This window comes from Pseudomonas sp. 32A, from assembly GCF_052682255.1.
On record NZ_JBQYLY010000001.1, the window covers coordinates 4,406,715 to 4,431,887 of the forward strand.

Sequence of the window (25,173 nt, forward strand, 5' to 3'; positions counted from 1 at the left end):
TGAATATCAGTAGTCGATTGGGTCGCGAATGATCGGGCAGGTCATGCAGTGGCCGCCGCCACGGCCGCGGCCGAGTTCGCCGGCGCTGATGGTGATGACTTCCACACCGGCCTTGCGCAGCAGGGTGTTGGTGTAGGTGTTGCGGTCGTAACCGATCACCACGCCAGGCTCCACGGCCACCACGTTGTTGCCGTCATCCCACTGCTCGCGTTCGGCGGCGAAGCTGTTGCCACCGGTTTCCACCACACGCAGGGCCTTGAGGTTCAGGGCGGCAGCGACGGTGTCGAGGAAGTTGGTTTTTTCGCGTTGGATATCGATGCCGCCGGGCTTGGTCTCGTCCGGGCGCAGGGTGAAGGCGACGATCTGGTTGACCACTTCCGGGAAGATCGTGACCAGGTCGCGGTCGCAGAAGCTGAACACGGTGTCGAGGTGCATCGCCGCGCGGGATTTCGGCAGGCCGGCGACAATTACGCGTTCTACGGCTTTGTGCTTGAACAGGTTCAGGGCGAGTTGGCCGATGGCCTGGCGCGAGGAACGCTCGCCCATGCCGATCAACACCACCCCGTTACCGATCGGCATCACGTCGCCGCCTTCCAGGGTGGCGTTGCCGTGTTCCTGGTCCGGGTCGCCGTACCACACCTGGAAGTCGGCGTTGGTGAACTCGGGATGGAATTTGTAGATGGCGCTGGCCAGCAGGGTTTCCTGGCGTCGTGCCGGCCAGTACATCGGGTTCAGCGTCACGCCGCCGTAGATCCAGCAGGTGGTGTCGCGGGTGAACTGGGTGTTGGGCAGTGGCGGCAGAATGAAGCTGGAGTGCCCGAGGAAATCGCGGAACATCTCGATGGTCTTGCCGCCGAAGCTGCTCGGCAGGTCATCGGCCGACACGCCACCGATCAGGTATTCGGCGACCTTGCGTGGCTCCAGGCTGCGCAGCCACGAGCTGACTTCATTGACCAGCCCCAGGCCGACCTGGTTGGCGGTGATCTTGCGCGCCAGGATCCAGTCCAGCGCTTCGGGGATGGCGACGATGTCGGTCAGCAGGTTGTGCATTTCCAGCACATCGATGTCGCGCTCGCGCATCTTGGTCACGAAGTCGAAGTGGTCACGCTTGGCCTGGGCCACCCACAGCACGTCATCGAACAGCAGTTCATCGCAGTTGTTGGGGGTCAGCCGCTGATGGGCCAAACCTGGGGAGCACACCATGACTTTGCGCAGTTTGCCGGCTTCGGAATGTACGCCGTACTTCACTTTTTCCGTGGTCATTACAGATCCTCCAGTGAACAATAATTACAGGGTCAGGAAGCCGTCGTAGAGCCCATAGGCCGCCACCAGGGCGCCAATGACTACTGCGGCGAAAATCAGCTTCTCGACATTGGTGAAAATCGGTTTGCCCAGTTCGTGTTTGGCCTTGGCGAACAGGATCGCGCCAGGGGCGTAGAGCAGGGCGGAGAGCAGCAGGTATTTGGTGCCGCCGGCGTAGAGCAGCCAGACCGCGTAGATCAGTGCGACCGCGCCGATGAACAGGTCTTTCTTGCGTTCGGCCAGGGCGTTTTCGTAGGTCTCGCCGCGCACTGCCAGCAGCAGCGCATAGGCCGCCGACCACAGGTAAGGCACCAGGATCATCGAGGTGGCGAGGTAGATCAGCGACAGGTATGTACTGGCGGAAAACAGCGTGATCACCAGGAAGATCTGCACCATGGCGTTGGTCAGCCACAGGGCGTTGACCGGCACGTGGTTGGCGTTTTCCTTACGCAGGAACTCCGGCATGGTGTGGTCCTTGGCCGCGGCGAACATGATCTCCGCACACAGCAGCACCCACGACAGCAGCGCCCCGAGCAAAGAAATGATCAAGCCGACGCTGATCAGCACCGCGCCCCAGTGACCTACCACATGCTCCAGCACGGCGGCCATCGAAGGGTTCTGCAGCTTGGCCAGTTCCGGTTGGGTCATGATCCCCAGGGACAGCACGTTCACCAGCATCAGGAACAGCAGCACGGTGATAAAACCAATCACGGTGGCCTTGCCGACGTCGGAGCGTTTTTCGGCACGCGACGAGAAGATGCTTGCGCCTTCAATGCCGATGAACACCCAGACGGTGACCAGCATCATGTTGCGCACCTGGTTCATCACGCTGCCCAGGTCCGGGTTTTTCACGCCCCAGATGTCAGCGGTGAAGATGTCCAGCTTGAACGCGAAGAGCGCGATCAACACGAACAGCACCAGCGGCACTACCTTGGCGACGGTGGTCACCAGGTTGATGAACGCGGCTTCCTTGATCCCGCGCAGTACCAAAAAATGCACGGCCCACAGCAGCACCGACGCGCCGATCACCGCCGCCGGAGTGTTGCCTTCGCCGAAGATGGGGAAGAAGTAACCGAGGGTGCTGAACAGCAGCACGAAGTAGCCGACGTTGCCCAGCCAGGCACTGATCCAGTAACCCCAGGCGGATGAGAAACCCATGTAGTCGCCAAACCCGGCCTTGGCGTAGGCGTAGACCCCGCCGTCGAGGTCAGGCTTGCGATTGGCCAGGGTCTGGAACACGAACGCCAGGGTCAACATGCCCACGGCGGTGATCACCCAGCCAATCAGTACCGCGCCGACATCGGCGCTGGCCGCCATGTTTTGCGGCAGTGAGAAGATCCCGCCACCAATCATTGAACCCACGACAAGTGCAACCAGTGCGCCTAATCGAAGTTTTCCGGGAGATTCAGACATTGCATGACTCCAATGCAGGAGAAGAGAGACCACAGAATAAATCCGTGCGCTAATCAAACAGCTGACTCAGATCACTTCATTGGCACATTCCATTGTGAATTAATGACTTATGATGAAAGGTCCGGGCGCTGAAGCGCCACGCAGAGGCTCGTTGTAGAGCGCTTCTACGTTTTAAACAGCAGGTTTTCTCATTGGCATGGACGTTTGAAGCTAGTTCGTTTTTTCAGATATGCAAACTTTTTGGAATGGGCTTGTGCAACGCTTCACTGTCTGGAAAGTTCAATCATTATTTAAATTATAAATTTGACCGAAGGCTGTTTACTGTCATGCCTTTAAGTTATGAGGCGTTAGGGTTTATTAGCTATATCTAATAAACGCTGCTCGCGTTAGATAAATTAGTTGAGTGCACGCTTGTGGCCTCAACAGCTGTTTCTTTATTCAGGAATATCCATGTCCCAAGCGTCAGAAAAGCTTCGCCTCAACGCCTTGATCGCCCTGGTGGTGGGTTCGATGATCGGTGGCGGGATCTTCTCGTTGCCCCAGAACATGGCAGCGCGGGCTGAAGTGGGCGCGGTGTTGATCGGCTGGGGGATTACCGCTGTTGGCATGTTGACCCTGGCCTTCGTGTTCCAGACCCTGGCCAACCGCAAGCCTGAACTGGATTCCGGTGTCTACGCCTACGCCAAGGCCGGGTTTGGCGACTACATGGGGTTCTCGTCCGCGTGGGGCTACTGGATCAGTGCCTGGATGGGCAACGTCGGTTACTTCGTGTTGCTATTCAGTACCCTCGGCTACTTCTTCCCGGTGTTCGGCCAAGGCAATACCCCGGTGGCGATCGGCTGTGCGTCGGTGTTGCTGTGGGCTGTGCATTTTCTGGTAATGCGCGGGATCAAGGAGGCGGCGTTTATCAATCAGATCACCACCGTGGCCAAGATCGTGCCGCTGGTGATGTTTATCGTGATCGCCGCCGTGGCGTTCAAGGCCGACATCTTTACCCGGGATATCTGGGGCCTGAGTAATCCGAACTTTGGCGGCGTGGTGGACCAGGTGCGCAACATGATGCTGGTCACGGTGTTTGTGTTTATCGGCATCGAGGGCGCCAGCGTCTACTCGGCGCGGGCCGAGAAACGCTCTGACGTAGGGCGGGCCACGGTGATTGGTTTCCTGGGGGTGTTGGCGCTGCTGATATTGGTCAACCTGTTGTCGCTCGGGATCATGAGCCAGCCGGAACTGGCCAACCTGCAAAACCCGTCCCTGGCCGGGGTGCTGGAACATATTGTCGGCCCCTGGGGCGCGCTGTTGATCAGCATCGGGCTGGCGGTTTCGTTGCTGGGTGCGCTGCTGTCGTGGGCGTTGCTCTGCGCCGAAATTCTCTACGCCACCGCCCATGACAAAACCATGCCCGCGTTCCTGAAAAAGGAAAACGTCAACCAGGTGCCGGTCAATGCGTTGTGGCTGACCAATGTAATGATCCAGCTGTTCCTGGTGATCACGCTGTTTTCGGAAAGCACCTACACCACCCTGATCTACCTGGCGTCATCGATGATTTTGGTGCCCTACCTGTGGTCGGCGGCGTATGCGGTGCTGTTGAGCGGGCGCGGTGAAACCTACGAAGGTGCCCATGGCGAACGCATGAAGGACTTGCTGGTGAGCCTGATCGCCCTGGCTTACGCAGTGTGGCTGCTTTACGCCGGAGGCTTGAAGTACCTGCTGCTGTCGGCGTTGCTGTACGCGCCGGGGGTGATCCTGTTTGCCCTGGCCAAGCGTGAGCAGGGCCAACCCTTGTTTACCCACCTGGAAAAAGGCATTTTCGCCTGCGTGATCGCCGGGGCGAGCCTGGCGGCGTATGGGTTGTACAGCGGGGTGTTGTCGTTGTGAGGATGCAGCTGGCGTATCAGGCGCCGTATGACTGGGCGGCGATGCTGGGCTTCTTGTCGGCGCGGGCGATCAGCGGGCTGGAGACGGTGGACGGCGGCGTGTACGCGCGCAGCATCAGTGTCGACGGTCAGCAGGGTTGGCTCAGTGTGTCGCCGGGGGCCGGTGATTGGCTTGAAGTAACGGTGGACTTCCCCGACCCGGCAGCGTTGCCGGAAATTGAGCGACGGTTACGGGACATGTTTGACCTGTCGGCTGACCCGAAGCGGATCAACCGGCAATTGGCGAATGATCCCTTGATGGCGAGCTTGGTGGCGGCGCGTCCTGGCTTGCGGGTGCCGGGAACCTGGGATGGGCTGGAGTTGGCGATCCGCGCGGTGTTGGGCCAGCAGATTACCGTGGTGGCGGCGATCAAGCTGGCGGGCAAGCTGGTGGCGCAGTACGGCACGCCGCTGGTGACGCCCCATGCCGGTGTGACCCACGTGTTTCCGTCAGCCGAGGTGCTGGCAGCCGCAGATTTGGCGACCCTCGGCATGCCGAAAAGTCGCGGGCGCACCTTGTCGGGTGTGGCCCAGGCCTTATTGGATGACCCACAGATTTTCCAGCCGAAGGCGAGCCTGAAGGAAGGCGTGGCGCGGTTGGTTGCCTTGCCGGGAATTGGTGATTGGACGGCGCAGTACATCGCCATGCGCCAGATGCGCGAGCAGGATGCATTTGCCTCGGGGGATATCGGTTTGATCAATGCGCTGGTGGCGCTGGAAGGCGGGCCGGTAAGCCCACGCCAGTTGCTGGCGCGGGCTGAGGCCTGGCGGCCGCTGAGAGCCTATGCGGCGCAGCATTTGTGGACATCACTGAGCCGCGCGGATTGATACTGCATACCTGTGGCGAGGGAGCTTGCTCCCGCTGGGGCGCGAAGCGGCCCCATTGAGCCCAAAGCAGGGGCCTGCTGCGCAGTCCAGCGGGAGCAAGCTCCCTCGCCACAGGATCTTCGCTCACCACTGAGGGCGGTGTGAACCCAGTTCACCTGCCGGCAAATCCCACTGCAACGGTGTCCCGCTGATGGTCACCGGGGGCAGCAACCGGTGGGCCGGGCCCCAGGCTGTTTGCTCCACCACCAAGCCCTGATCACCCGGTTCTTCGGCCCGCAGCGGTAGTTGTTCCGGGACTTGCCCGGCGTCCACCAAGAGTTTTGCCGTGCGCGCGAGGGACAGCAGCGCCGAACCGCCGCGTCCGGATTTCAATCGTTCGCTCAAGGCCTGGATTGCACTGGCCGCCATCAAATACCCGGTGGCGTGATCCAGCGCCTGTAACGGCAGCGGCACCGGCGTGTCCGAGTTTTTCCACTGCCTGCCGGCCTCGGCAATCCCGGTACTCATCTGCACCAGGCTGTCGAAGCCTCGGCGATTGCGCCATGGGCCGCTCCAGCCGTAAGCGTTCAGGCTGGCGTCGATCAGGCCGGGGGCGAGGGCTTGCAACGCGGCCTCACCGTAGCCCAACTGCTCCAATGCATCGGCGCGGTAGCCGTGCAGCAGAATGTCGGTGTCCTTGAGCAGATTTTCGAAGATTTGCCGGTCGTCGGCGTTTTTCAGGTCGAGGCGGGCGCAGCGTTTGCCCAGGGTCATTTCCGGTACCACGCCGGGTTCGTTCCAGTCAGGAGAATCGATGCGCAGTACATCGGCGCCAAGGCCTGCCAGGAAACGACTGGCGGTGGGGCCGGCCAATACGCGCGTCAGGTCCAGCACCTTGATCCCCGCCAACGGCCTTGCCACCGAGCCCAGCCAGGGTTTGTTGCTGAGGGCTGCAAAGGTCTGGCGATGGACCAGCGGTTCCTGATTGACCGCCAAACCTTGTGGATGCACCTGCCAGTCTTGCCACGAGCGCATCTGCGCCGCACAGCCGTTGGCTTCGACAATCGCCTGTTCCAGCTCGGCAGCGTTCCATGTCGCAACCTTCGCGGCCATCGCTTCACGGTCAGCGACCTGCCCGAGTACGCGCTCGGCGGCGGCCCGGTGATGCGGTGCATTGGTGTGCAGGCGAATCCAGCCGTCGGCGCAGGCGTAGTCGCCGGCAATCGGGTCCCACAGCGGCGGTGTGGTCCAGCCATCGGGACGCAGGGACGAGGAGAACCAGAATGAAGCGAGGCGCCGGTCCACGGTCACCGAAGGCAGGCGCCCGGTTTGCTGCAGCAGCAACTGGGCAACTGCCTGGCCCGCCGCACCGATGCTGGCGCTGGCCAGTTCGGTGACGGCAAAGGTCGAGGGCAGGGCGCCGGCCTCGGTAAAGGCCAGCGGGGTGACGGGTAAATCGAGTGCTTCCTGGATGGGAGTGAGCAGATCAGTCATCAAAGGCCCTCCTAATGAGAAGGACCATCATAGAAGATCATCAGGGTTGAATGACAACCCCAGGCTCCAGCGGCAAATCCACACTGGCGATAAAACCGCCGTCAGGATGATTGGCCAGGATCAGGCTGCCGCCATGACGTTCTGCGGCGCGCCGCGCGATGGCCAGTCCCAGGCCGTGCCCTTGGGCGGTTTGCCCCGGGGCGCGGTAAAACGGCTCGCCCAGTTGCTTCAGGTGTTCGGCGTCCACACCGGGGCCGTGGTCGCGCACGCTGATCACAATACGGTCGCCCTGGCGTCTGGCTTCCATTTCAATCGGTTGGCCCGGCGGGTTGAAGCGTTGGGCGTTGCGCAGCAGGTTGTCCACCGCGCGTTCGATCATGGTCGGCCAGCCCTTGAGGTGCAGCCCGGCCTCGGCATCGAGCTGTACGGGTTGGTCCGGCGCGCCGAGCAAGGCGTCTTTTTGCAGGGTTTTGAGCAGTGGGTTGAGGTCGATGTCTTCGGCGCTGGCGTTGTCGGCATCCACCCGTGCGAGTACCAGGATTTCGCTGATCAGCGCTTCCAGACGGTCGCATTCGCGGGTCAGGCGCGGCCAGAGTTTCTCCCGTGCCTCGGGTGTGGCGCGTTCTGCCAGGGCCAGGGCGATCCGCAGGCGGGCCAGGGGCGAGCGCAGTTCGTGGGACACGTCCCGCAGCAATTGGCGCTGGCTGCCGATCAGGCTTTGCAGGCGGGCGCCCATGCGGTTGAAGTCGGTAGCGAGCACGCCGAATTCGTCGCGACGGTTGGCCAGCCGCGCCAGGCTGTTTTGCTGGTAGGTGGTCTGGCCCAGGTCGTGCACTGCGCCGCGCAGGCGGCTGAGGGGGCGGGTGATGGACAGCGTCACCAGCAAACTGAACAGGGTCAGCACCACCAACGCGATTGCCAGGGCACTCAACGGCCACAGCAGGCTGCTGCGGTGCCAGGCGTCCAGCTCCGGGTGGGGAATGCGGTAGATCAGCAGGTAGGTATCGCCGGTTTTTTCACTGGTGTACTCGGCGGTCAGGCGTCGCCAGGGCAGGTGGCGGTCCTGGCTGTCGTTTTGCCGGGCTTCGAGGGCGGCGGCACGGCGCGGGAAGGTGCCGCGTACCACGGGCTCGCCGCTTTCGTTAAGCACTTGCACGTCGATGTGGTACTGGCGCTTGCGCTGTTGCAGCAATTCCTGGGCGGCGTCCTCGCCTTGTGCCTCATAGAGCTGCGTCCATTCCTGCGCGAGGTTGTTGAGCCCGGGGTGGCGGCTGAGAATCCAGGCGTCCTGGTTGAGCATATGCCCAAGCAGGATCGACAACCCGGCAACCAGGGCGATGGCCAGCCAGAAGCTGGCCAGGACGCGCCAGAACAATGAACGCACAAGAAACCCTCAAACAGGAAAAGCCCAGCGGCGGTGGCCACTGGGCTGGGAGTGAAGCTAGATCATTATTGCGCTTTTTGCGGCTGTTGGGCTTTCCAGGCCTGGAATTCCTTCCACTCGGCGCGGCGCTCGGCTTGTTTCTTCACGATCTCGTCGAATTTCTTCTGTTGATCGGGTTTCAGTACGGCACGGATGTCGGCCTGGGTTTTCTGTTTGCCGGCAGCCATTTCGTCTTGCATGGCTTTCTGGTCAGCGGCCGGGAGTTTATCCAGGTACTTTTTGACCAGCTCTTTGCGAGCGTGCCACTGCTCGCCCATCAATTTGCCGATCTGCTGGCGCTGTTCAGGGCTCAGGTCCAGCTGGCCGAAAGGCCCACCTTTGCCGCGCATGCCGTGTTCACCGCCGTGGCCTGGGCCACCCATCATGTGGCCTTCAGGGCCGCCCATCGGGCCCGGGCCTTCTGGCATGGCCGCCATGGCAACGGTGGGCAGGGCAGCGGCGAACATCAGAGCGATAAGGGTCTTGCGCATGGTGATTCTCCTGTCTCTATTCCGGTGAGTCCGGATGTGAGTAGATTACGGAGAACAAGGTCAGCGGCAGTCAGGGGACGGTAAAGCTTGGGTAAAGAGGCATTTGGGCGGGGCTGACAAAACTATCCCGGAAGGGGAGATCATGTGTGGGAGCTGTCGAGCCTTGGCGAGGCTGCGATGCAGGCACCGCGGTCTATCCGTTGCACCGGGGTGATGCCATCGCAGCCTCGCCAAGGCTCGACAGCTCCCACAGGGGACAGGTGTTGTGCTTAGAGGCTGTAGTAGTAGCCGCGGCTACGCAGCGCCACGATTCGTGGCCGGCCATCCGGGTGCGGGCCGATCTTCTTGCGCAGGTTGCTGACGTGCATGTCCAGGCTGCGGTCATACAGGGTCAGCTTGCGGCCCAGGGCGATTTGCGCCAGTTCCTGTTTGTCCAGCGGCTCGCCCGGCTGGCGCAACAAAGCTTCCAGCAGACGGCTTTCGGAAACGGTCAGGGCAAATTCCTGTTCATCGATAGTGACCACGCCACGCACCGGGCTGAAGCACAGGTCACCCAGCTCCAGCTGTGTAGACACAGCGGCCGGGTGACTGCGGCGCAGCACGGCACGCAGGCGGGCGGTCAGTTCGCGAGGGTCGCAGGGCTTGGCCAGGTAGTCGTCGGCGCCCAGTTCCAGGCCGAGGATCCGGTCCAGCGGTTCGCCGCGAGCGGAGAGCATCAGCACCGGCAGCTCCGGGTGGTCGCTGCGCAATTGCTTGAGCAGCTCCAGGCCGCTGCCGTCGGGCAGCATCACGTCGAGCACCACGGCCGCCGGGGCGGCTTCGGCCAATGCCTTGCGGGCGCTCAAGCCGTCATGGCAGGCGCGCACCTGGAAACCTTCCTGGCTCAACCAACTGGTCAGCAGCTCACAGAGCTCCTGGTCATCATCTATCAGTAACAGCTCGCTCATGACTCACTCAATTTAGCCATTGTCGACGGCGCCGGTGCCCGCCACTGGCGAAGATCCCGCACAGCAGGGCGATCAGCGCGACTGCTCCACCGGTCACGAACCATTGCTGTTGTTCGGTAAGCCAGCGTGGCAAGGCACTGCCCTGTGCTTCTTTGAGTTGCTGGACCAGGCGTTGGTTCTCCTGGCGCAGTTTACTCAGTTGGGTACTTTCCCGGGTGGCGTCAGCACTTTGCAATTGCTTGCTCAGTTCATCCCGCTGCCGTTCGCTTTCTTTCAAACGTTGCTGCAAATCGGTGATCTGGCTGCCGGCACTCAAGGACAGGGGCGTGGAACTGCCGGTGTTCGAGGTTTCTTCAGCGTGGGCCGTAGCCCCGATCATTAACACTGCCAACAGACACAACTGACGTAAGCGCATCGGAACTCCTGATTCCACACGAATATTCAGAACGTTGTCGGCAGGTTACCGGGAATAATGAGCGTTTAGGAGTGCGCTGAAGCCATTTGGTTCAGCGCGCAACGAATCAAGGCAGGACTTGCTTGAACGGCTTGACCAGCACATGCGCATATACGCCGGCCGCGACATACGGATCAGCGTCGGCCCAGGCCTGCGCCGCCGCCAGGGAGGCGAACTCGGCGACGATCAGGCTACCGGTGAAGCCGGCGTCTCCCGGGTCATTGCTGTCGACTGCCGGGTGCGGGCCGGCGAGCACGATACGGCCTTCGGCTTGCAGCTGTTTCAGGCGCTCGACGTGGGCCGGGCGCACGCCCAGGCGTTTTTCCAGCGAGTCGGCAACGTCGGTGGCAATGATGGCGTAGAGCATGTCAGTCCTCGGTTTTCGGCGTGGTAGGGTCGGTGTCATGCAGGTGGCGCGACAGGTAGATACCCTGGCCGACCAGGAACAGCACGGTCATGCCCAGGCTGCCGAACACCTTGAAGTCTACCCAGTAGCTCTGGAAGGTGAAGGCGACGAACAGGTTGGCAGCGCCGCAGAACAGGAAAAACACGATCCAGGCGATGTTCAGGCGCACCCAGATCGGGGCCGGCAAGCTCAGCGCGTGGCCCATGATCCGCTTGATCAGCAGGCGATCACCGATGAAGTGGCTGCCGATAAAGGCCAGGGCGAACAGCCAGTTGACCACCGGGGCTTTCCATTTAAGGAAGGTTTCGCTGTGGAAGGCCAGGGTCAGGCTGCCGAAGACGAGGCAGGCGATCAGGGTCAGCCATTGGCTTTTTTCCAGCTTGCGCTGAGAGATGAAGAGAGCGCCGTAGACCACCACGGAGCTGATGATCAGTACCGCCGTGGCACTGTAGATGCCACCGACTGTCAGCTCGTGGCCGGCAATATCGATAACGCGAGGGTCGATTTTGTAAACGATGAAAAACAGCAACAGCGGGATGAAGTCGATGAATTGTTTCACAGTAAGAGCCAGAAGCTGGATGTGGCGGCATAATAACAAACATCCTTGGTAGCGAAAGCGCCAGCTGACTTGAGGTTACACACTCCCGTGAATGTTGATTTGCACTGCCATAGCACAGCCTCCGACGGCGCCCTGGCGCCCGCGGTCCTGGTTGCGCGTGCGTTTGAAAAAGGCGTGCGAGTCCTGTCGTTGACCGACCACGACACCCTCGAAGGCCTGGCAGAGGCCCGCGAAGCGGCGAATGCGTTGGGCATGCAACTGGTCAACGGAGTTGAATTGTCCTGCACCTGGGGCGGCGCAACCATCCACGTATTGGGCTACGGTTTCGACGTCAACGCGCCGCCGCTGGTGGAGGCCATCGCCAAATTGCACGATGGCCGCTGGCTGCGGTCCGAAGAAATAAGCCGCAAGCTGGCCCTCAAGGGCATGCCCAACGGCCTGGAAGGCGCCCGCGCCATCCAGCAGGAACTGGGCGACAGCGGCAACGCTCCGGCCCGTCCGCACTTTGCCGACTGGATGGTGCGTGAAGGTTTTGTAAAGGATCGCGCCGAAGCGTTCCGCAAATGGCTGGGTGCCGGCAAGCTGGGGGACGTCAAGCAACACTGGCCAACTCTGGAAGACACCGTCGGCACATTGCGGGCAGCGGGTGCCTGGGTCAGCCTGGCGCACCCGTGGCATTACGATTTCACCCGCAGCAAGCGCCGCAAGCTGATTGGCGACTATATTGGAGCGGGCGGCCACGCAATTGAAGTGGTCAACGGGCATCAACCCGCCGAACAGGTAGGCAGCCTGGCGATTCTTGCCCGCGAATTTGGTCTGCTGGTCAGCGCCGGCAGTGATTTTCATGGCCCTGGCGGCTGGTCCGAGATTGGCGAGTACCGTGCCGTCCCGGAAGATTTGCCGCCCCTTTGGTGTCGCTTCAAACATGACCCCATTATTGCCACCGTCTGAACAGGTAGAACACGTGAGTCAATTCTTCCAGATTCATCCGGAAAACCCCCAGGCGCGCCTGATCAAACAGGCCGTGGAGATCATCCGTGCCGGTGGCGTGGTGATCTACCCCACGGATTCCTCCTACGCTATCGGTTGCCAGATCGGCGACAAGAATGCGGTCGAGCGCGTAAGACGCCTGCGCGACCTGGACAAGAACCACAACTTCGCACTGATTTGCAGCGACCTGTCCCAGCTGGGGCTGTTCGCCAAGGTCGACACCGGCACCTTCCGCCTGCTCAAGGCCCACACGCCGGGGCCTTACACTTTCATCCTCAACGCCACCCGCGAAGTGCCGCGCCTGCTGCTGCACCCGAAGAAGCGCACCATCGGCCTGCGGGTGCCGGAACACCCGATTGCCCTGGCGCTGCTGGCCGAACTCGGTGAGCCGCTGATGAGCGTGTCGCTGATCCTGCCGGGTGAAGAAGAGCCGTTGTACGACCCTTATGAAATGCGCCGGTTGCTGGAAAAACACGTCGACCTGATCATCGACGGCGGCTACGGCGGTAACAAGGCCTCCACCGTGATCAACCTGGCCGACGGCGAGCCGGAAGTGGTGCGCGTGGGTTGTGGCGACCCGGCACCGTTCATGGTCGAGGCCTGAATGTCGGCCGTGGAATCCGTCGACAGCCAGGCAGGCGCCCAGCAGGAACTGCCATTTGCCATGGTCTACGGCCAGGCCGTCATGGAAATGCCGCTGGACCTGTACATCCCGCCGGACGCCCTGGAAGTCTTCCTCGAAGCCTTCGAAGGCCCGTTGGACTTGCTGCTGTACCTGATCCGCAAACAGAACATCAACATCCTCGACATCCCGGTGGCGGAAATCACCCGCCAATACATGGGCTATGTCGAGTTGATGCAGACCGTGCGCCTGGAACTGGCCGCCGAGTACCTGGTGATGGCCGCGATGCTCGCGGAGATCAAGTCGCGCATGCTGCTGCCGCGCTCGGAAAGTATCGAGGCTGAAGAGGATGACCCGCGGGCCGAACTGATCCGCCGCCTGCAGGAATACGAACGCTTCAAGGCTGCTGCCGAAGGCATCGACGGCCTGAGCCGGGTCGGTCGCGATGTGGTGGTGCCCAAGCTCGACGCCCCGGAAGCCCGGGCGCGCAAACTGCTGCCAGACGTAAGCCTGGAAGAATTGCTGATGTCCATGGCCGAAGTACTGCGCCGTGGCGATATGTTTGAAAGCCACCAGGTCAGCCGCGAGGCGCTGTCCACCCGCGAGCGCATGAGTGATGTGCTGGACCGTCTCAAGGGCGGCGGGTTTGTGCCTTTCGTCGAACTGTTTACCAAGGAAGAAGGGCGCCTGGGGGTGGTGGTGACCTTTATGGCGATCCTCGAACTGGTCAAGGAATCCTTGGTCGAGCTGGTCCAGAATGAGCCTTTTGCGGCTATCCACGTGCGGGCGCGAGCCGAATAAAGAGCTGAATCGATGAATCTGACTGAACCCCGCGAACTGGCCCCGCTGCTGGAGGCTTTTCTCCTGGCCTCGGGCAAGCCGCAATCCCTGGAACGCCTGTTCGAACTGTTTGAAGAAGCCGAGCGCCCTGAGCCGCCGGTGTTCAAGAAGGCGTTGGAGATTCTGCGCAAGTCCTGCGACGGCCGTGCTTTTGAGCTGCGGGAAGTGGCTTCCGGGTATCGCCTGCAAATCCGCGAGAAGTTCTCGCCGTGGGTGGGCCGCCTCTGGGAAGAGCGCCCGCAACGTTATTCCCGGGCGATGCTGGAAACCATGGCGCTGATCGCCTATCGCCAGCCGATCACCCGGGGCGAGATCGAAGACGTGCGGGGCGTGGCGGTCAACAGCCATATCGTCAAGACGCTACTGGAGCGGGAGTGGATCAGGATCGTTGGTTACCGCGACGTGCCCGGCAAGCCCGCGATGTTTGCTACTACCAAGGTGTTCCTCGACCACTTCAACCTGAAAAACCTCGACGACTTGCCGCCGTTGGCCGAACTGCGGGAGATGGAGCCGGACCCGGTCCTGGACTTCGACGACGCCCCGGTGCCGGCAAGTTTGCAGGAACTGGCCGACGCCAGCGCGGAGCCGGAGGAGCCGAAGGACGAAACCAGTTTCCATACGCTGTTGCTGGAACTGGACGATATGGAGCAGGGCATCAAGACCGACTTCGACGACTTGCTGCGTGATGGCGCGGTCGGTGAGGGTGAGCCCGAGCAAGAGCCAACACCGCAACTGAACGTTGAGGTTGAGCTGCCAGTCGAAGTTGAACCTGACCCTGAACCCGAGCCGGAAGAAGACATCCTCGGCGTCGCCGAAGCCCGTGCAAAACTCTTGGCCGCCGTAGCTGCGCTTGAACAACCGCCGCTCAGTGACGAAGAGGCCGAAGCCCAGGCACTGGCCGAAGCCATCGAAAACGAACGCCGCCAATTCGAAGACTGACGCAGAACACAATGTGGGAGCGGGCTTGCTCGCGAATGCGGTGGGTCAGCCAAGCATCCGGCGACTGACACACCGCATTCGCGAGCAAGCCCGCTCCCACATTTGGATTGTCGCCAGCAAGGAGAACTCAAATGAGCTCCACCAAAGACCCCTGCATCAGCATCTGCAAATTCACCGACGACATCTGCGTGGGCTGTGGCCGCAGCAAGCGCGAGATTCGTGCCTGGAAGAAACTCGACAAGGTCGACAAGCGCACGGTACTCGCCGAAGCCGAGCTGCGCCTGCTGGCGCTGGGTGCCACCGGTCGGCGGAAAGGCAAATGAGCCACCACTTATCGACTAGTCTCTGATGCGCAACGCGCGGCTTACGCGTATGATTCGCGACCCTTTGGCGATGCGTTCGCCAAAAGCCCAGCTTTTACTATCTTCAGGCCCAGCCTGAATCGACACACCGGGAGGTGCTTAAGATGAGTGACCAAGACCAGAAAGACAGCCAGGAAATCGGCCCCGCAGGTGAAAAACTGCAGAAAGTCCTCGCCCGTATCGGCGTAGGTTCACGCCGCGACGTAGAAGCCTGGATCACCCAGAAGCGCATCAAGGTCAACGGCGTTGAAGCCACCCTTGGCCAGCGCGTCGACCTGCACGATGCGATCACCATTGATGGCAAGGTCATCAAGCGTGAAGAGGCCGCCGAATCGGTGCGCCGCGTCATCATGTACAACAAGCCTGATGGCGAAATCTGCACCCGTGACGACCCGGAAGGCCGTCCAACCGTATTCGACAAGATGCCGCGCCCTAAAGAAGGCCGCTGGATCAACATCGGTCGTCTCGACATCAACACCACCGGCTTGCTGATGTTCACCACCGACGGTGAACTGGCCAACCGCCTGATGCACCCTTCCTACGAGATGGACCGTGAATATGCGGTGCGTGTACGTGGCGAAGTCGATGACGAAATGATCGAGCGCCTGAAAGCCGGCGTCGTGCTGGAAGACGGCCCGGCCAAGTTCACCGACATCAAGCAGGCTCCAGGCGGCGAAGGCTTCAACCATTGGTACCACTGCGTGGTGATGGAAGGCCGTAACCGTGAAGTACGTCGCCTGTGGGAATCCCAGGGCCTGGTGGTCAGCCGCCTGAAGCGCGTGCGTTTCGGCCCGGTGTTCCTCAACTCCGACCTGCCGATGGGCCGCTGGCGCGAAATGAGCCAGTACGAAGTCGACATCCTGAGTGCTGAAGTCGGCCTGACGCCGGTGGCCATGCCGCAGATGAACGCCAAGAGCAAAGACAAACTTGAGCGTATGCAGCGTAAATCGTCGCGTCCCGTGGCGCGTACCGACCGTGTTGCCCGCACCCTGCGCCCTGCGCTGGATGCACCGGCCACTGGCGGCCGTATCTCCCGCGAGCCGCACATCGAAGGCGAACGTCGTCCTTCGGCACCGGCTCGTCAGGATGGCGAACGTGCGCCGCGCGCACCGCGTCCAGCGGGTCGTGGTGGTGATGCCCCAACGGGCGGTCGCGGTAACCGTGGTGAGTCTGGCCGTGGTGCTCCGGCTGCGGGCCGTCCCGACGACAGCGCCAGCACCAAACGCCCAGCCAAGCCATCGCCGAAAAAGCGCCCGGGCTTGAAACTGGTCGATGACGCGCCATCGGGCAAGCGTCGTGGTGCACCGGCCGGTTCCGGCCAGCGTCCAGGTTTTGGTCGCAAGAAGCCGCAGTGATTTGTTAAGCACTGCATAAAAACGCCAACCCTCGGGTTGGCGTTTTTTTTTGGCCTGGATTTGGAATGCTTTCTATCAAGCAGACCTGATTTCCTGTGGGAGCTGGCTTGCCTGCGATACCGGCAACTCGGTCTGTCGGCAATACCGAGGTGATGCCATCGCAGGCAAGCCAGCTCCCACAGTTGATCTTCATTGTTTTGGCGGGCGTGTCAGAACATGAAAGCCCCATCGAACACGGGTTTATCGTCGAGGGCCAGCACGCCACTGGCGAAGATCAGGTCCAGGTGATGGCTGCCTTTCTGCCCGCCACCCAAGCCCAGGTGCAGCCCGCAATGGCGCTCTTCAAAGCCGGCATTGCGCGCATACAAATCCTTCACGCCTTCATTGGTGCCAATGCCGAGTTCCTCCACCCGGCGGTTGGACGGGTTGGCATTCAGGTATTTGTTGAAGTCATCCGCCAGCCCCGGCACTTCACTGGCCACGGTGCAGATGGTCGAGTTCTCGATCCACAGTTCCAGCGGTGATTGCAGCACGCCGTATTTGCGCGCAAAGGGAATGGTGCTGAGGAAGGTGCCCACAAACCGCACCTGGCCATTGATGGCCTCGCTGTGGGTCGCGATCTCGCCGGGCGCCAGGTCGTGGTTGCCGACGCCGTTGATATTGGTCCACTTCTTGATGCTGCTCATGGGCGCTTCAAGGCGTGAGCCATGCTGGTCGGTGAAACTCAGCACGCTGGCCTGGGACATACGCCGGATCAACGTGGCGTTGAGGTCGGCAATCCGCTGTGGGGCGACGCTGAAGGTGTCGTAGAAATAGTCGCCGTAGTCCTTGAGCAGCAGGGATTTTTTCCAGTGCTCGGCCATCACGCCTTGCAGCGCACGGATAAAGTCCGGGCCCTCGGCACGTGGGTTGGGCAAGGTCGAGGAATCGTAGAGAAACATGTACAGGTCGCAGGCTTCGATGGCCTTGGCCAGCGCTTCGCTGGGGGCCTGGTCCAGGCGTTGTACCTGGAAGTCGAAACGGGCGGCGCTGCCTTGGGTGATCGAGTGGGCGATGGCGTCGTAGCGTTCGGTATGGCCGAGCAGAATGGTGGGGCGGTGCAGGCCGGTGAGGGCCGGGTGATGGACGAGGTAATAGAGAAAATGTTCGACGGCGCGGGCCTTGTCCATGACGTCCTTCCTTCAAAGCCTTCGGTAGAAGCAGTGGCAGGTGCGGCGTCCCGCACCTGCCGGGGTGCCTGATCAGATTAGAAAGGCCACATCGCGGTGCCGAACGGCACAACGGCATCGGCTTGCATCATTTCAACGGCGGCCTCGTGGGTCGGCGCTTCAAACCAATCGTCGAGTTGCAGTTCGGTTTCCAGGTCATTTTCCAGTGCTTGCATGGTGAATCTCCTAGATGACGGTGTTTGAGACGAATTTGCCAGCGGGCTGCGCTGGGCAAGTGGATGAACCTAGAAGAGAGTGTTGGGAAATGCAAAATTTTTATTGACACGGTTTCATTTGGATTTTTTATTCTGTTTTGATGGCGATTTGGTTTATGTCGACGAAACAGTCAGTTGGTTGCGTGTTTCTGTGGGAAACGTCTCTGCGTCAATTTCTCGATATCTGAAAGAATTTTCCCAGTGTCCCTGCTCTCCGCCGCATCGCATCCTGTCGGCCCAGACAGGTTTGGCGGTGTACAATGCGCCGCGTTTTACTGTGATCCCACTATTTCAGGGCTATCCGCCTTGTTCATTCCGCCTGGCCACAAGCCCGTCGGGTTCGATTTCGTCACAGATAAAAACAACAGGTGACGTATGACCGTAAGAAAAAACGCTGGACCGGGGTTTGATCGGCGCTGCTGTAGCCCGTTACCAAAGCAGCACCCCTCCATGAGCACCATCAAACCTTGCGTGAGACCCTTTCCATGAGTGAAGCCAACTCGCATTCAGGCGAGCTGAAGCGCGGCCTGAAAAATCGCCATATTCAACTGATCGCCCTCGGTGGCGCGATTGGCACCGGGTTGTTCCTCGGTTCGGCTGGCGTGCTGAAATCCGCCGGGCCGTCGATGATCCTCGGTTACGCCATCTGCGGCTTTATCGCCTTCATGATCATGCGCCAGCTGGGCGAGATGATCGTCGAAGAGCCGGTAGCCGGTTCCTTCAGCCACTTTGCCCACAAGTACTGGGGCGGTTTCGCCGGCTTTCTGTCGGGCTGGAACTGCTGGATCCTGTACATCCTGGTGGGCATGTCGGAGCTGACGGCCGTCGGCAAGTACGTGCATTACTGGTGGCCCGAGATCCCGACCTGGGTGTCGGCGGCGGCGTTTTTTGTGCTGATCAATGTGATCAACCTGTCCAACGTCAAAGTCTTCGGCGAGGCCGAGTTCTGGTTTGCGATCATCAAGGTGGTTGCCATTGTCGGCATGATCGCCCTGGGCAGTTATCTGCTGGTGAGCGGCACCGGCGGGCCGCAGGCTTCGGTGACCAACCTGTGGGAGCACGGTGGGTTCTTTCCCCATGGTGTAGGTGGTTTGGTGATGGCCATGGCGATCATCATGTTTTCGTTTGGTGGTCTGGAGATGCTCGGGTTTACCGCAGCCGAGGCGGACCAGCCGCGTACGGTGATTCCGAAGGCGATCAATCAGGTGATCTACCGGATTCTGATTTTCTACATCGGCGCGTTGGTGGTGCTGTTGTCGTTGACGCCTTGGGACAGTTTGCTGGAGACGCTGAACGCTTCGGGTGACGCTTATAGCGGCAGTCCGTTTGTGCAGGTGTTTTCGATGTTGGGCAGTAACACGGCGGCGCACATTCTCAACTTTGTGGTGCTGACGGCGGCGTTGTCGGTCTACAACAGCGGCACTTACTGCAATAGCCGGATGTTGTTGGGGATGGCCGAGCAGGGTGACGCGCCTCGTGCATTGGCGAAGATCGACAAGCGTGGGGTGCCGGTGCGGTCGATCCTGGCGTCGGCGGCGATCACGCTGGTGGCGGTGTTGATGAATTATCTGATTCCGCAGCATGCGCTGGAGTTGCTGATGTCGCTGGTGGTGGCGACCCTGGTGATTAACTGGGCGATGATCAGCTTTTCGCATTTCAAGTTTCGCCAGCATATGGATCGGACGGGGCAGGTGCCGTTGTTCAAGGCGCTTTGGTATCCGTATGGGAATTATGTTTGCCTGGCGTTTGTGGTGTTTATTCTTGGGGTGATGCTGCTGATTCCGGGGATTCAGGTGTCGGTGTATGCGATTCCGGTTTGGGTGGTGTTTATGTGGGTTTGCTATGGGATCAAGAACAGGCGTAAGGCTCGGGAGGGGGTGGTGTTGAGTTGATGGTGTACATATCCGTTTCTTCGGTAACGGCGACTTATGGTTCCGCTCTTACAGCGGGTCACTTTTGGCAAACGCCCCAAAAGTAACCAAAAGGTCTTTGCCCCACCACTCGGTGCCTCGCTTAGGCTCGGCATGCCCGCACTCCGGCCCGGTTCCGCGGGCCGCCGCGACGGGCCATCCATGGCCCGGCGCGGCTAAATCGGCTTCCCTGCCGATTTACCCGCTCCACCGTGCCTACTTGCGGCCATCGTGGTTAACGGGGCGCCTAAGATCAAAATCAAAAGCAAGAGCACAGCGGCCTACAGGCCGGCTTGAGTGTTAAAAGCCAAAGCAAAAACCAGAGCGAAAACAAATCTGCTTTTCTGTGGGAGCGGGCTTGCTCGCGAAAAACCTGAGACCGCCGCGTTCATTCAGAATGCCCACGTCATCGTTAACGACCTTCGCGAGCAAGCCCGCTCCCACATTTTTGACCGTGCCCGCTTTAGATTTTGATTTTGCTTTTAACACTCAAGCCGGCCGGGAGGCCGCTGTGCTTTTGCTTTTGATCTTGATTTTGATCTTAGGCGCCCCGTTAAACCACGCTGGCCGAACGCAGGCTTTGGAGCGTGGGTAACCTGGCAGGACGCCAGGTTAGCCGTCCTGGGCCAGGGATGGCCCATGACGGCGGCCCACGGTCCAAAGCCGGAGTGAGGGCACTCCGAGCCTAGGCGAGGAGCCGAGTGGTGGGGCAAGAGCGTTTTGCTTACTTTTGCGCTCTTCAAAAGTGAGCCGCTGTAAGAGCGGAACCATAGGCGGCCGTTACCTAAATAACGGATATGCCCCCAGCCCCCAGCAGCCCACCACATTGGCGTATCCTTACCCCTCACCCCAAGGCCCGATCAAAAAATGCTGGTGATTTCCAACAACGTGCACCTCCCCGACGCCGAGATCGAACTGACAGCCATCCGCGCCCAAGGCGCCGGCGGTCAAAACGTCAACAAAGTCTCCAGCGCCGTGCACCTGCGTTTCGACATCCCGGCCTCGTCCCTGCCTGACTTCTACAAGGAACGCCTGCTGGCCCTGCGCGACACCCGCATCACCAGCGATGGCGTGCTGATCCTCAAGGCCCAGCAATACCGCACCCAGGAACAAAACCGCGCCGACGCCCTCGAGCGCCTGGTCGAGCTGATCCTCAGCGCCACCAAGGTCGAAAAGAAACGCCGCCCCACCAAACCCACCCTGGGCTCAAAGAAGCGCCGCCTCGAATCCAAAACCAAACGCGGCAGCATCAAGGCCGGCCGCGGCAAGGTCGATTTCTAAGCCGCGTCCCGCTCCTCGCGGTACTTAGGCGCCTGCCGATACAAATACAGGCTCAACAGCAACCCGCCAAACGCCGCGATCGCCGCAAACAGGAAGATCGAGGCAAACCCGAACCCCGCCGCAATCGCCCCGGCCAACGGCCCGGTGATCCCCAGCGACAAATCGATAAACAGCGAATACGCCCCCACCGCCGCGCCCCGGCTCGAGGCGGGCACCAGGTTGACCGCTTCCACACCCAACGCCGGAAACACCAGGGAAAACCCAAACCCGCTCAACGCCGCGCCCGCCAATGCCAAATGGGGATCCGGCGCCAGCCACAACAGCAGCAGGCCCAGGGTCTCCACCGACAGGCAGGCAATCGCCACGCGAAACCCACCAATGCGGTTGATCAAATTCCCGAACAACAACCGCGCCCCGATAAAGCTGGCACCGAACAGGCTCAGGCACAGCACCGCGTTATCCCAGTGCTGGGTCGCGTAATACAAGGTGATGAAGGTCGCAATCGTGCCAAACCCGATCGAGCCCAGCGCCAGGCCGCAGCCGTGGGGCAGTACGCGCCCGAGCACGTGCATGAACGGCAGACGCTCGCCCACCACGATTGGCGCCGCGACTTTCGGCCAGGCCAGCAGCAGGCCCAGCACCGCCAGCAGGATGATGCTGACGCCCATGCTCCACAGCCCGAAGTGACTGACCAGCAGCACCCCCAGTGGCGCGCCGATGGCCAGGGCGCCGTAGCTGGCGATGCCGTTCCAGGAGATGACCTTGGCGGTATTCGCCGCGCCCACCCGGCCGATGCCCCAGCCAATGGAGCCCGAGCCCACCAGGCTTTCAGCGCTGCCCAGCACCAGGCGGCCGATCAGCAGGCTGGTGAGGCTCAATGCCGGCAGGTGTGACAGCCACGCCGAGAGCAACATGAACACGCCGCTCAACCCGCAACCCGCCAGGCCGTACATGACGGCGCGCTTGCTGCCGCGATTATCGATGATGCGCCCGGCATAGGGCCGGCTCAGCAGGGTGGCCAGGTATTGCACGCTGATTACGAGGCCGGCGATCACGGCGCCAAAGCCCAGCTCGCTGTGCACATAGCCGGGCAACACGGCCAGGGGAATGCCGATATTCAGGTAGCCGATGAAGGTGAACAGAACGATGGAAACGACTTGCAGCGTGACCGCCATGGGGCGCTGGGTATCTGGCATGGGGAGAGGTCCACTGTCGCAGCAGGAAAAGATAGGCTGCTTATGATACCGATGCTGGGCGCGTGCGGGGGCAGCAAACCAAATTTTTAGCGATCGGCGGGGTTGAGCAGTTGCGTGGTTACCAAGGCGGCGAGGGCGTTTTCCTGGGTGCCGAAGCGCTTGAGCAGGAGGGCCTGTTTTTCCGGGGTGAGGCGGTTCCATACATCGACCATCTGCAGGGCAGTGTCGAGCAGGGCGGTATCGGGCGTGGTGTCGGTCATGGCGGGGCTCACGGTGTTCAGGCGGTGTGGAAAGCGCGCAATGTCACGCTTTCCACACGGTCTGGGTACGGCTCTCAGTCTTCGCGCTTGCGGTCGACCGGTTTTGCCTCTTTTGGCTCGGGCTTGCTGGCACCGGCCTGTTGCGGGGTTGGCTGCTCAGTTTCGCGCAGGCTTGGGAAGGGGAGATTAGGGATTTCGTGCATCGTCGTCGCTCCTCGCAAGATCTGTTTTATCAATCGCAGGTGATTCCGCGCTTTCAAAAAGCTTGGGCAGGATACAGCACTGTAAATGACAGAAAGATTTTATCTCGAAAAATGAACACCTCTTCATCCCGCCGCGCAAGTGACGTGGCGCCACAGGTGATCGATTGTCATCGTACAACATCACCCTTAACGGATTGACATCGTGTTGCGGACTGAATATAACGCTAACAGTTGTATGACGACATATGACGTTACAGTTTTATAGCGCCCGTAATATGGGCGCGCTCGGTCGCAGAACGTAAGCCTCAAATCTAAAAATAATTAAGGTGAAGCGATGAAAATCAAAGGCATCCGTTGGTGGATGGTCGGGCTGATGACGGTCGGCCTGATTATTAACTACCTGGCCCGCAATACGCTGTCCGTCGCAGCCCCCACGCTGATGACCGACCTGAGCATCTCCACTGAGCAGTACTCCCATATCGTTGTTGCCTGGCAGGTGTGCTATGCCTTGATGCAGCCGATCGCCGGTTATGTGATCGATGCGATTGGCACCAAGATGGGCTTTGCGATCTTCGCCATTTCCTGGTCGGTGGTGTGCGCGCTGGCGGCGTTCGCCACGGGCTGGCAGAGCCTGGCCGTGGCCCGTGGCGCCCTGGGGCTGACGGAATCGGCGGGCTTCCCCGGCGGCGTCAAGGCGATTACCGAGTGGTTCCCGGCCAAGGAGCGCTCCGTCGCCATCGGCTGGTTCAACTTTGGTTCGTCGTTTGGTGCGCTGCTGGCGCCGCCGCTGGTGGTCTGGGCGATTCTGCACAGCGGCTGGCAGTTGGCGTTCCTGATCGTCGGCGGTATCGGCCTGGTATGGAGCGGGCTGTGGCTGCTGCTGTACAAGCACCCGCGTGACCAGCGCCTGCTGGCTCAAGCCGAACGTGAGTACATCGAAGCCGGCCAGGAAACCCACCTCAAGGAAGGCGTGCAGAAGAAAGCCAGCTGGAAGCGCATCCTCAAGAGCCGCAACTTTTTCGCCATCGCCTCGGCGCGGATGCTCTCGGAACCGGCCTGGCAGACCTTCAACGCCTGGATTCCGCTGTACCTGATGACCGAGCGGCACATGAACATCAAGGAAATGGCGCTGTTCGCCTGGCTGCCATTCCTGGCCGCCGACATCGGCTGCGTACTGGGTGGCTACCTGAGCCCGCTGTTCCATCGCTACTTCAAGGTATCGCTGTTCACCTCGCGCAAGCTGGTGATGTTGTTCGGTTGCCTGTGCATGATCGGCCCGGCGTGCATCGGCCTAGTGGACAGTGCCTACACCGCGATTGCCCTGCTGTGTGTCGGTGGTTTCGCGCACCAGACCTTATCGGGCGCGCTGTTTTCCATCGCCTCGGACTCATTCGGCAAGAACGACGTGGCCACCGCGACCGGGGGCGGGCAGATGTGCGGGTTTATCGGGGCAGCGGCATTTACCGCCGTGTTCGGCGTGTTGGTGACCAAGGTCGGCTACAGCCCGCTGTTTGTGGTGCTGGCGATTTTCGACATCATCGCTGCCATCATCATCCTGACTGTGGCCCGGGAGATTGTTAAAGGCCCGGAGCCGGCCACCCAAACCGGTCACGGCGGCACCCTGTTGCCGGTTTAACCCTGGCGCTCCATCGCCGCCTTGTAGAGCGAGTGCTTCGGCTGGGCAAACACCCGCGCCAGCATCGGTTCGAAGAAGCTCAACGGCAGGGTGTCGTAGGCCGGATCGAACGCCGCCGCGTCGTATTGGGCGCAGAACTCGATGGTTTGCCGGTACTGCGGGTGGTCGCCAAATTGCTCGCGCAGGTGGCGGTCCATCCCCAGGTGATGGAAGAAATAGTAGCCCTGGAAAATCCCGTGCTTCTCCACCATCCACAGATTTTCGGGGCTCACAAATGGCTTGAGGATCGCGGCGGCGATGTCCGGGTGGTTGTAGGAACCCAGGGTGTCACCGATGTCGTGGAGCAGGGCGCACACCACGTACTCTTCATCGCGCCCGTCGTGCCAGGCGCGGCTGGCGGTTTGCAGCGAGTGGGTCAGGCGGTCCACCGGGAAGCCGCCGAAGTCGCCCTCCAGCAGTCGCAGGTGCGCCACGATCCGGGTCGGCAGTTGCCGGGCATAGGCGCTGAAATCCTTGGCGATGATCGCCCAGTCTTCCTGTGTGCCGTCCTGCATATGGGTAAAGCGGGCCTGCTGGTTCATCAAGGGCGCTCTAATTGTTTTTGAAGGGCAGGGCTAGAACGGCACTTTGCCCAGAATCATGTCGCGGTACATCACAAAATCCCCCAACAGGCTGTAAAGCGGGTGCTGGAAGGTGGCCGGACGGTTCTTTTCAAAGAAGAAGTGGCCGACCCAGGCAAAGCTGTAGCCCGCCACCGGCACCGCCAGCAGCAGCCACCAGGCGCCTTTGCCGATCGCGAACGCAAGAAAGAAGATCACGAGGCTGGTGCCGATAAAGTGCAGGCGACGGCAGGTGCTGTTGCCGTGTTCCCTCAGGTAGTACGGGTAGAAATCAGCGAAGCTGTTGAATTGTCTGACATTTTCCACAGTATCCAGCCCTCTGGT

At 60.9% G+C, this 25,173-nt stretch carries 27 protein-coding genes; 11 read left to right on the forward strand and 16 right to left on the reverse strand.

Annotated features, from left to right (window positions below; translation table 11 throughout):
• Window positions 1–6: 6 nt before the first annotated feature.
• Both arcA and arcD (ACUN0G_RS20240) read right to left on the reverse strand, forming a co-directional pair.
• Entirely contained in the window at window positions 7–1,263 is a 1,257-nt protein-coding gene (gene arcA / locus ACUN0G_RS20235) for an arginine deiminase (protein WP_087692650.1), read from the reverse strand.
• 24 nt (window positions 1,264–1,287) lie between these two features.
• Entirely contained in the window at window positions 1,288–2,715 is a 1,428-nt protein-coding gene (gene arcD, locus ACUN0G_RS20240) for an arginine-ornithine antiporter (RefSeq protein WP_421525854.1), read from the reverse strand.
• A gap of 450 nt (window positions 2,716–3,165) precedes the next feature.
• Between arcD (ACUN0G_RS20240) and arcD (ACUN0G_RS20245) the strand changes: the two genes are divergently transcribed.
• Both arcD (ACUN0G_RS20245) and ACUN0G_RS20250 read left to right on the forward strand, forming a co-directional pair.
• A complete protein-coding gene (gene arcD / locus ACUN0G_RS20245; RefSeq protein ID WP_421553703.1) occupies window positions 3,166–4,593 on the forward strand; it encodes an arginine-ornithine antiporter in 1,428 nt (475 codons plus the stop codon).
• 2 nt (window positions 4,594–4,595) lie between these two features.
• Window positions 4,596–5,459 (forward strand): DNA-3-methyladenine glycosylase family protein, encoded by an 864-nt coding sequence (locus ACUN0G_RS20250; RefSeq protein ID WP_445575577.1) that lies wholly within the window; start codon window positions 4,596–4,598, stop codon window positions 5,457–5,459.
• Between the two features lie 123 nt (window positions 5,460–5,582).
• Here ACUN0G_RS20250 and ACUN0G_RS20255 read toward each other — a convergent pair whose 3' ends face one another.
• From ACUN0G_RS20255 to ACUN0G_RS20285, 7 genes are all read right to left on the reverse strand, one after another.
• Window positions 5,583–6,932: a CoA transferase gene (locus tag ACUN0G_RS20255; protein ID WP_445574119.1), complete on the reverse strand. Its 1,350-nt coding sequence runs from the start codon at window positions 6,930–6,932 to the stop codon at window positions 5,583–5,585.
• A gap of 40 nt (window positions 6,933–6,972) precedes the next feature.
• On the reverse strand, window positions 6,973–8,316 hold the full coding sequence (locus ACUN0G_RS20260; protein ID WP_445574120.1) for a sensor histidine kinase: 1,344 nt from the start codon (window positions 8,314–8,316) through the stop codon (window positions 6,973–6,975).
• 65 nt (window positions 8,317–8,381) lie between these two features.
• Window positions 8,382–8,846 (reverse strand): LTXXQ domain-containing protein, encoded by a 465-nt coding sequence (locus ACUN0G_RS20265; RefSeq protein ID WP_017475709.1) that lies wholly within the window; start codon window positions 8,844–8,846, stop codon window positions 8,382–8,384.
• Between the two features lie 269 nt (window positions 8,847–9,115).
• Complete coding sequence (locus tag ACUN0G_RS20270; RefSeq protein WP_003220065.1) at window positions 9,116–9,793, reverse strand: response regulator transcription factor; 678 nt, start codon at window positions 9,791–9,793, stop codon at window positions 9,116–9,118.
• Between the two features lie 7 nt (window positions 9,794–9,800).
• Window positions 9,801–10,208 carry a hypothetical protein gene (locus ACUN0G_RS20275; protein ID WP_003220067.1) on the reverse strand — a complete coding sequence of 136 codons (408 nt, stop codon included), beginning with the start codon at window positions 10,206–10,208 and terminating at the stop codon, window positions 9,801–9,803.
• Between the two features lie 106 nt (window positions 10,209–10,314).
• The gene (locus ACUN0G_RS20280) at window positions 10,315–10,614 is read right to left on the reverse strand and encodes a YciI family protein (protein WP_063027669.1); all 300 of its coding nucleotides are present in this window, start codon (window positions 10,612–10,614) and stop codon (window positions 10,315–10,317) included.
• 1 nt (window position 10,615) lies between these two features.
• Window positions 10,616–11,212 (reverse strand): septation protein A, encoded by a 597-nt coding sequence (locus tag ACUN0G_RS20285; protein WP_445574121.1) that lies wholly within the window; start codon window positions 11,210–11,212, stop codon window positions 10,616–10,618.
• An 87-nt stretch (window positions 11,213–11,299) separates the two neighbouring features.
• On the opposite strand from ACUN0G_RS20285, the gene ACUN0G_RS20290 reads away from it, so the two are divergent.
• The 6 genes from ACUN0G_RS20290 to rluB all read left to right on the forward strand — a co-directional run bounded on the left by ACUN0G_RS20290 (window position 11,300) and on the right by rluB (window position 16,320).
• Window positions 11,300–12,163, forward strand: coding sequence for a PHP domain-containing protein (locus ACUN0G_RS20290; protein WP_134327226.1), 864 nt, complete (start codon window positions 11,300–11,302; stop codon window positions 12,161–12,163).
• Window positions 12,164–12,176: 13 nt separating this feature from the next.
• Window positions 12,177–12,806 carry an L-threonylcarbamoyladenylate synthase gene (locus ACUN0G_RS20295; protein WP_003220075.1) on the forward strand — a complete coding sequence of 210 codons (630 nt, stop codon included), beginning with the start codon at window positions 12,177–12,179 and terminating at the stop codon, window positions 12,804–12,806.
• Window positions 12,807–12,926: 120 nt separating this feature from the next.
• The gene (locus ACUN0G_RS20300; RefSeq protein WP_172834604.1) at window positions 12,927–13,625 is read left to right on the forward strand and encodes a segregation and condensation protein A; all 699 of its coding nucleotides are present in this window, start codon (window positions 12,927–12,929) and stop codon (window positions 13,623–13,625) included.
• Window positions 13,626–13,637: 12 nt separating this feature from the next.
• Entirely contained in the window at window positions 13,638–14,603 is a 966-nt protein-coding gene (scpB, locus tag ACUN0G_RS20305) for an SMC-Scp complex subunit ScpB (RefSeq protein ID WP_445574122.1), read from the forward strand.
• 131 nt (window positions 14,604–14,734) lie between these two features.
• Window positions 14,735–14,926: a DUF1289 domain-containing protein gene (locus ACUN0G_RS20310; protein WP_003220079.1), complete on the forward strand. Its 192-nt coding sequence runs from the start codon at window positions 14,735–14,737 to the stop codon at window positions 14,924–14,926.
• A gap of 143 nt (window positions 14,927–15,069) precedes the next feature.
• Complete coding sequence (gene rluB / locus ACUN0G_RS20315) at window positions 15,070–16,320, forward strand: 23S rRNA pseudouridine(2605) synthase RluB (protein ID WP_017475718.1); 1,251 nt, start codon at window positions 15,070–15,072, stop codon at window positions 16,318–16,320.
• Between the two features lie 209 nt (window positions 16,321–16,529).
• Here the strand turns inward: rluB and ACUN0G_RS20320 are convergent, their stop codons facing one another.
• Both ACUN0G_RS20320 and ACUN0G_RS20325 read right to left on the reverse strand, forming a co-directional pair.
• Window positions 16,530–17,489, reverse strand: a complete 960-nt coding sequence (locus tag ACUN0G_RS20320) for a leucyl aminopeptidase (RefSeq protein WP_445574123.1) — start codon at window positions 17,487–17,489, stop codon at window positions 16,530–16,532.
• 77 nt (window positions 17,490–17,566) lie between these two features.
• A complete protein-coding gene (locus ACUN0G_RS20325; protein ID WP_003175756.1) occupies window positions 17,567–17,704 on the reverse strand; it encodes a hypothetical protein in 138 nt (45 codons plus the stop codon).
• A gap of 524 nt (window positions 17,705–18,228) precedes the next feature.
• Here ACUN0G_RS20325 and ACUN0G_RS20330 point away from each other — a divergent pair.
• Together ACUN0G_RS20330 and arfB are read left to right on the forward strand one after the other, a co-directional pair.
• Window positions 18,229–19,635 (forward strand): amino acid permease, encoded by a 1,407-nt coding sequence (locus tag ACUN0G_RS20330; protein WP_093206834.1) that lies wholly within the window; start codon window positions 18,229–18,231, stop codon window positions 19,633–19,635.
• Window positions 19,636–20,520: 885 nt separating this feature from the next.
• A complete protein-coding gene (gene arfB / locus ACUN0G_RS20335; protein WP_093206840.1) occupies window positions 20,521–20,934 on the forward strand; it encodes an alternative ribosome rescue aminoacyl-tRNA hydrolase ArfB in 414 nt (137 codons plus the stop codon).
• Here arfB and ACUN0G_RS20340 read toward each other — a convergent pair.
• The 3 genes from ACUN0G_RS20340 to ACUN0G_RS20350 all read right to left on the reverse strand — a co-directional run bounded on the left by ACUN0G_RS20340 (window position 20,931) and on the right by ACUN0G_RS20350 (window position 22,593).
• Window positions 20,931–22,130 (reverse strand): MFS transporter, encoded by a 1,200-nt coding sequence (locus ACUN0G_RS20340; protein ID WP_421526221.1) that lies wholly within the window; start codon window positions 22,128–22,130, stop codon window positions 20,931–20,933. The genes arfB and ACUN0G_RS20340 overlap by 4 nt on opposite strands.
• Before the next feature lie 86 nt (window positions 22,131–22,216).
• Window positions 22,217–22,390: a hypothetical protein gene (locus ACUN0G_RS20345; protein WP_010169883.1), complete on the reverse strand. Its 174-nt coding sequence runs from the start codon at window positions 22,388–22,390 to the stop codon at window positions 22,217–22,219.
• A gap of 74 nt (window positions 22,391–22,464) precedes the next feature.
• The gene (locus tag ACUN0G_RS20350) at window positions 22,465–22,593 is read right to left on the reverse strand and encodes a hypothetical protein (protein ID WP_256579784.1); all 129 of its coding nucleotides are present in this window, start codon (window positions 22,591–22,593) and stop codon (window positions 22,465–22,467) included.
• A gap of 361 nt (window positions 22,594–22,954) precedes the next feature.
• Between ACUN0G_RS20350 and ACUN0G_RS20355 the strand changes: the two genes are divergently transcribed.
• Entirely contained in the window at window positions 22,955–24,229 is a 1,275-nt protein-coding gene (locus ACUN0G_RS20355) for an MFS transporter (RefSeq protein ID WP_421526222.1), read from the forward strand.
• Here the strand turns inward: ACUN0G_RS20355 and ACUN0G_RS20360 are convergent.
• Both ACUN0G_RS20360 and ACUN0G_RS20365 read right to left on the reverse strand, forming a co-directional pair.
• Window positions 24,226–24,810: an HD domain-containing protein gene (locus ACUN0G_RS20360; RefSeq protein ID WP_063027683.1), complete on the reverse strand. Its 585-nt coding sequence runs from the start codon at window positions 24,808–24,810 to the stop codon at window positions 24,226–24,228. The genes ACUN0G_RS20355 and ACUN0G_RS20360 overlap by 4 nt on opposite strands.
• 33 nt (window positions 24,811–24,843) lie before the next feature.
• Window positions 24,844–25,155, reverse strand: a complete 312-nt coding sequence (locus ACUN0G_RS20365; protein ID WP_258347359.1) for a DUF962 domain-containing protein — start codon at window positions 25,153–25,155, stop codon at window positions 24,844–24,846.
• Window positions 25,156–25,173: the final 18 nt, after the last annotated feature.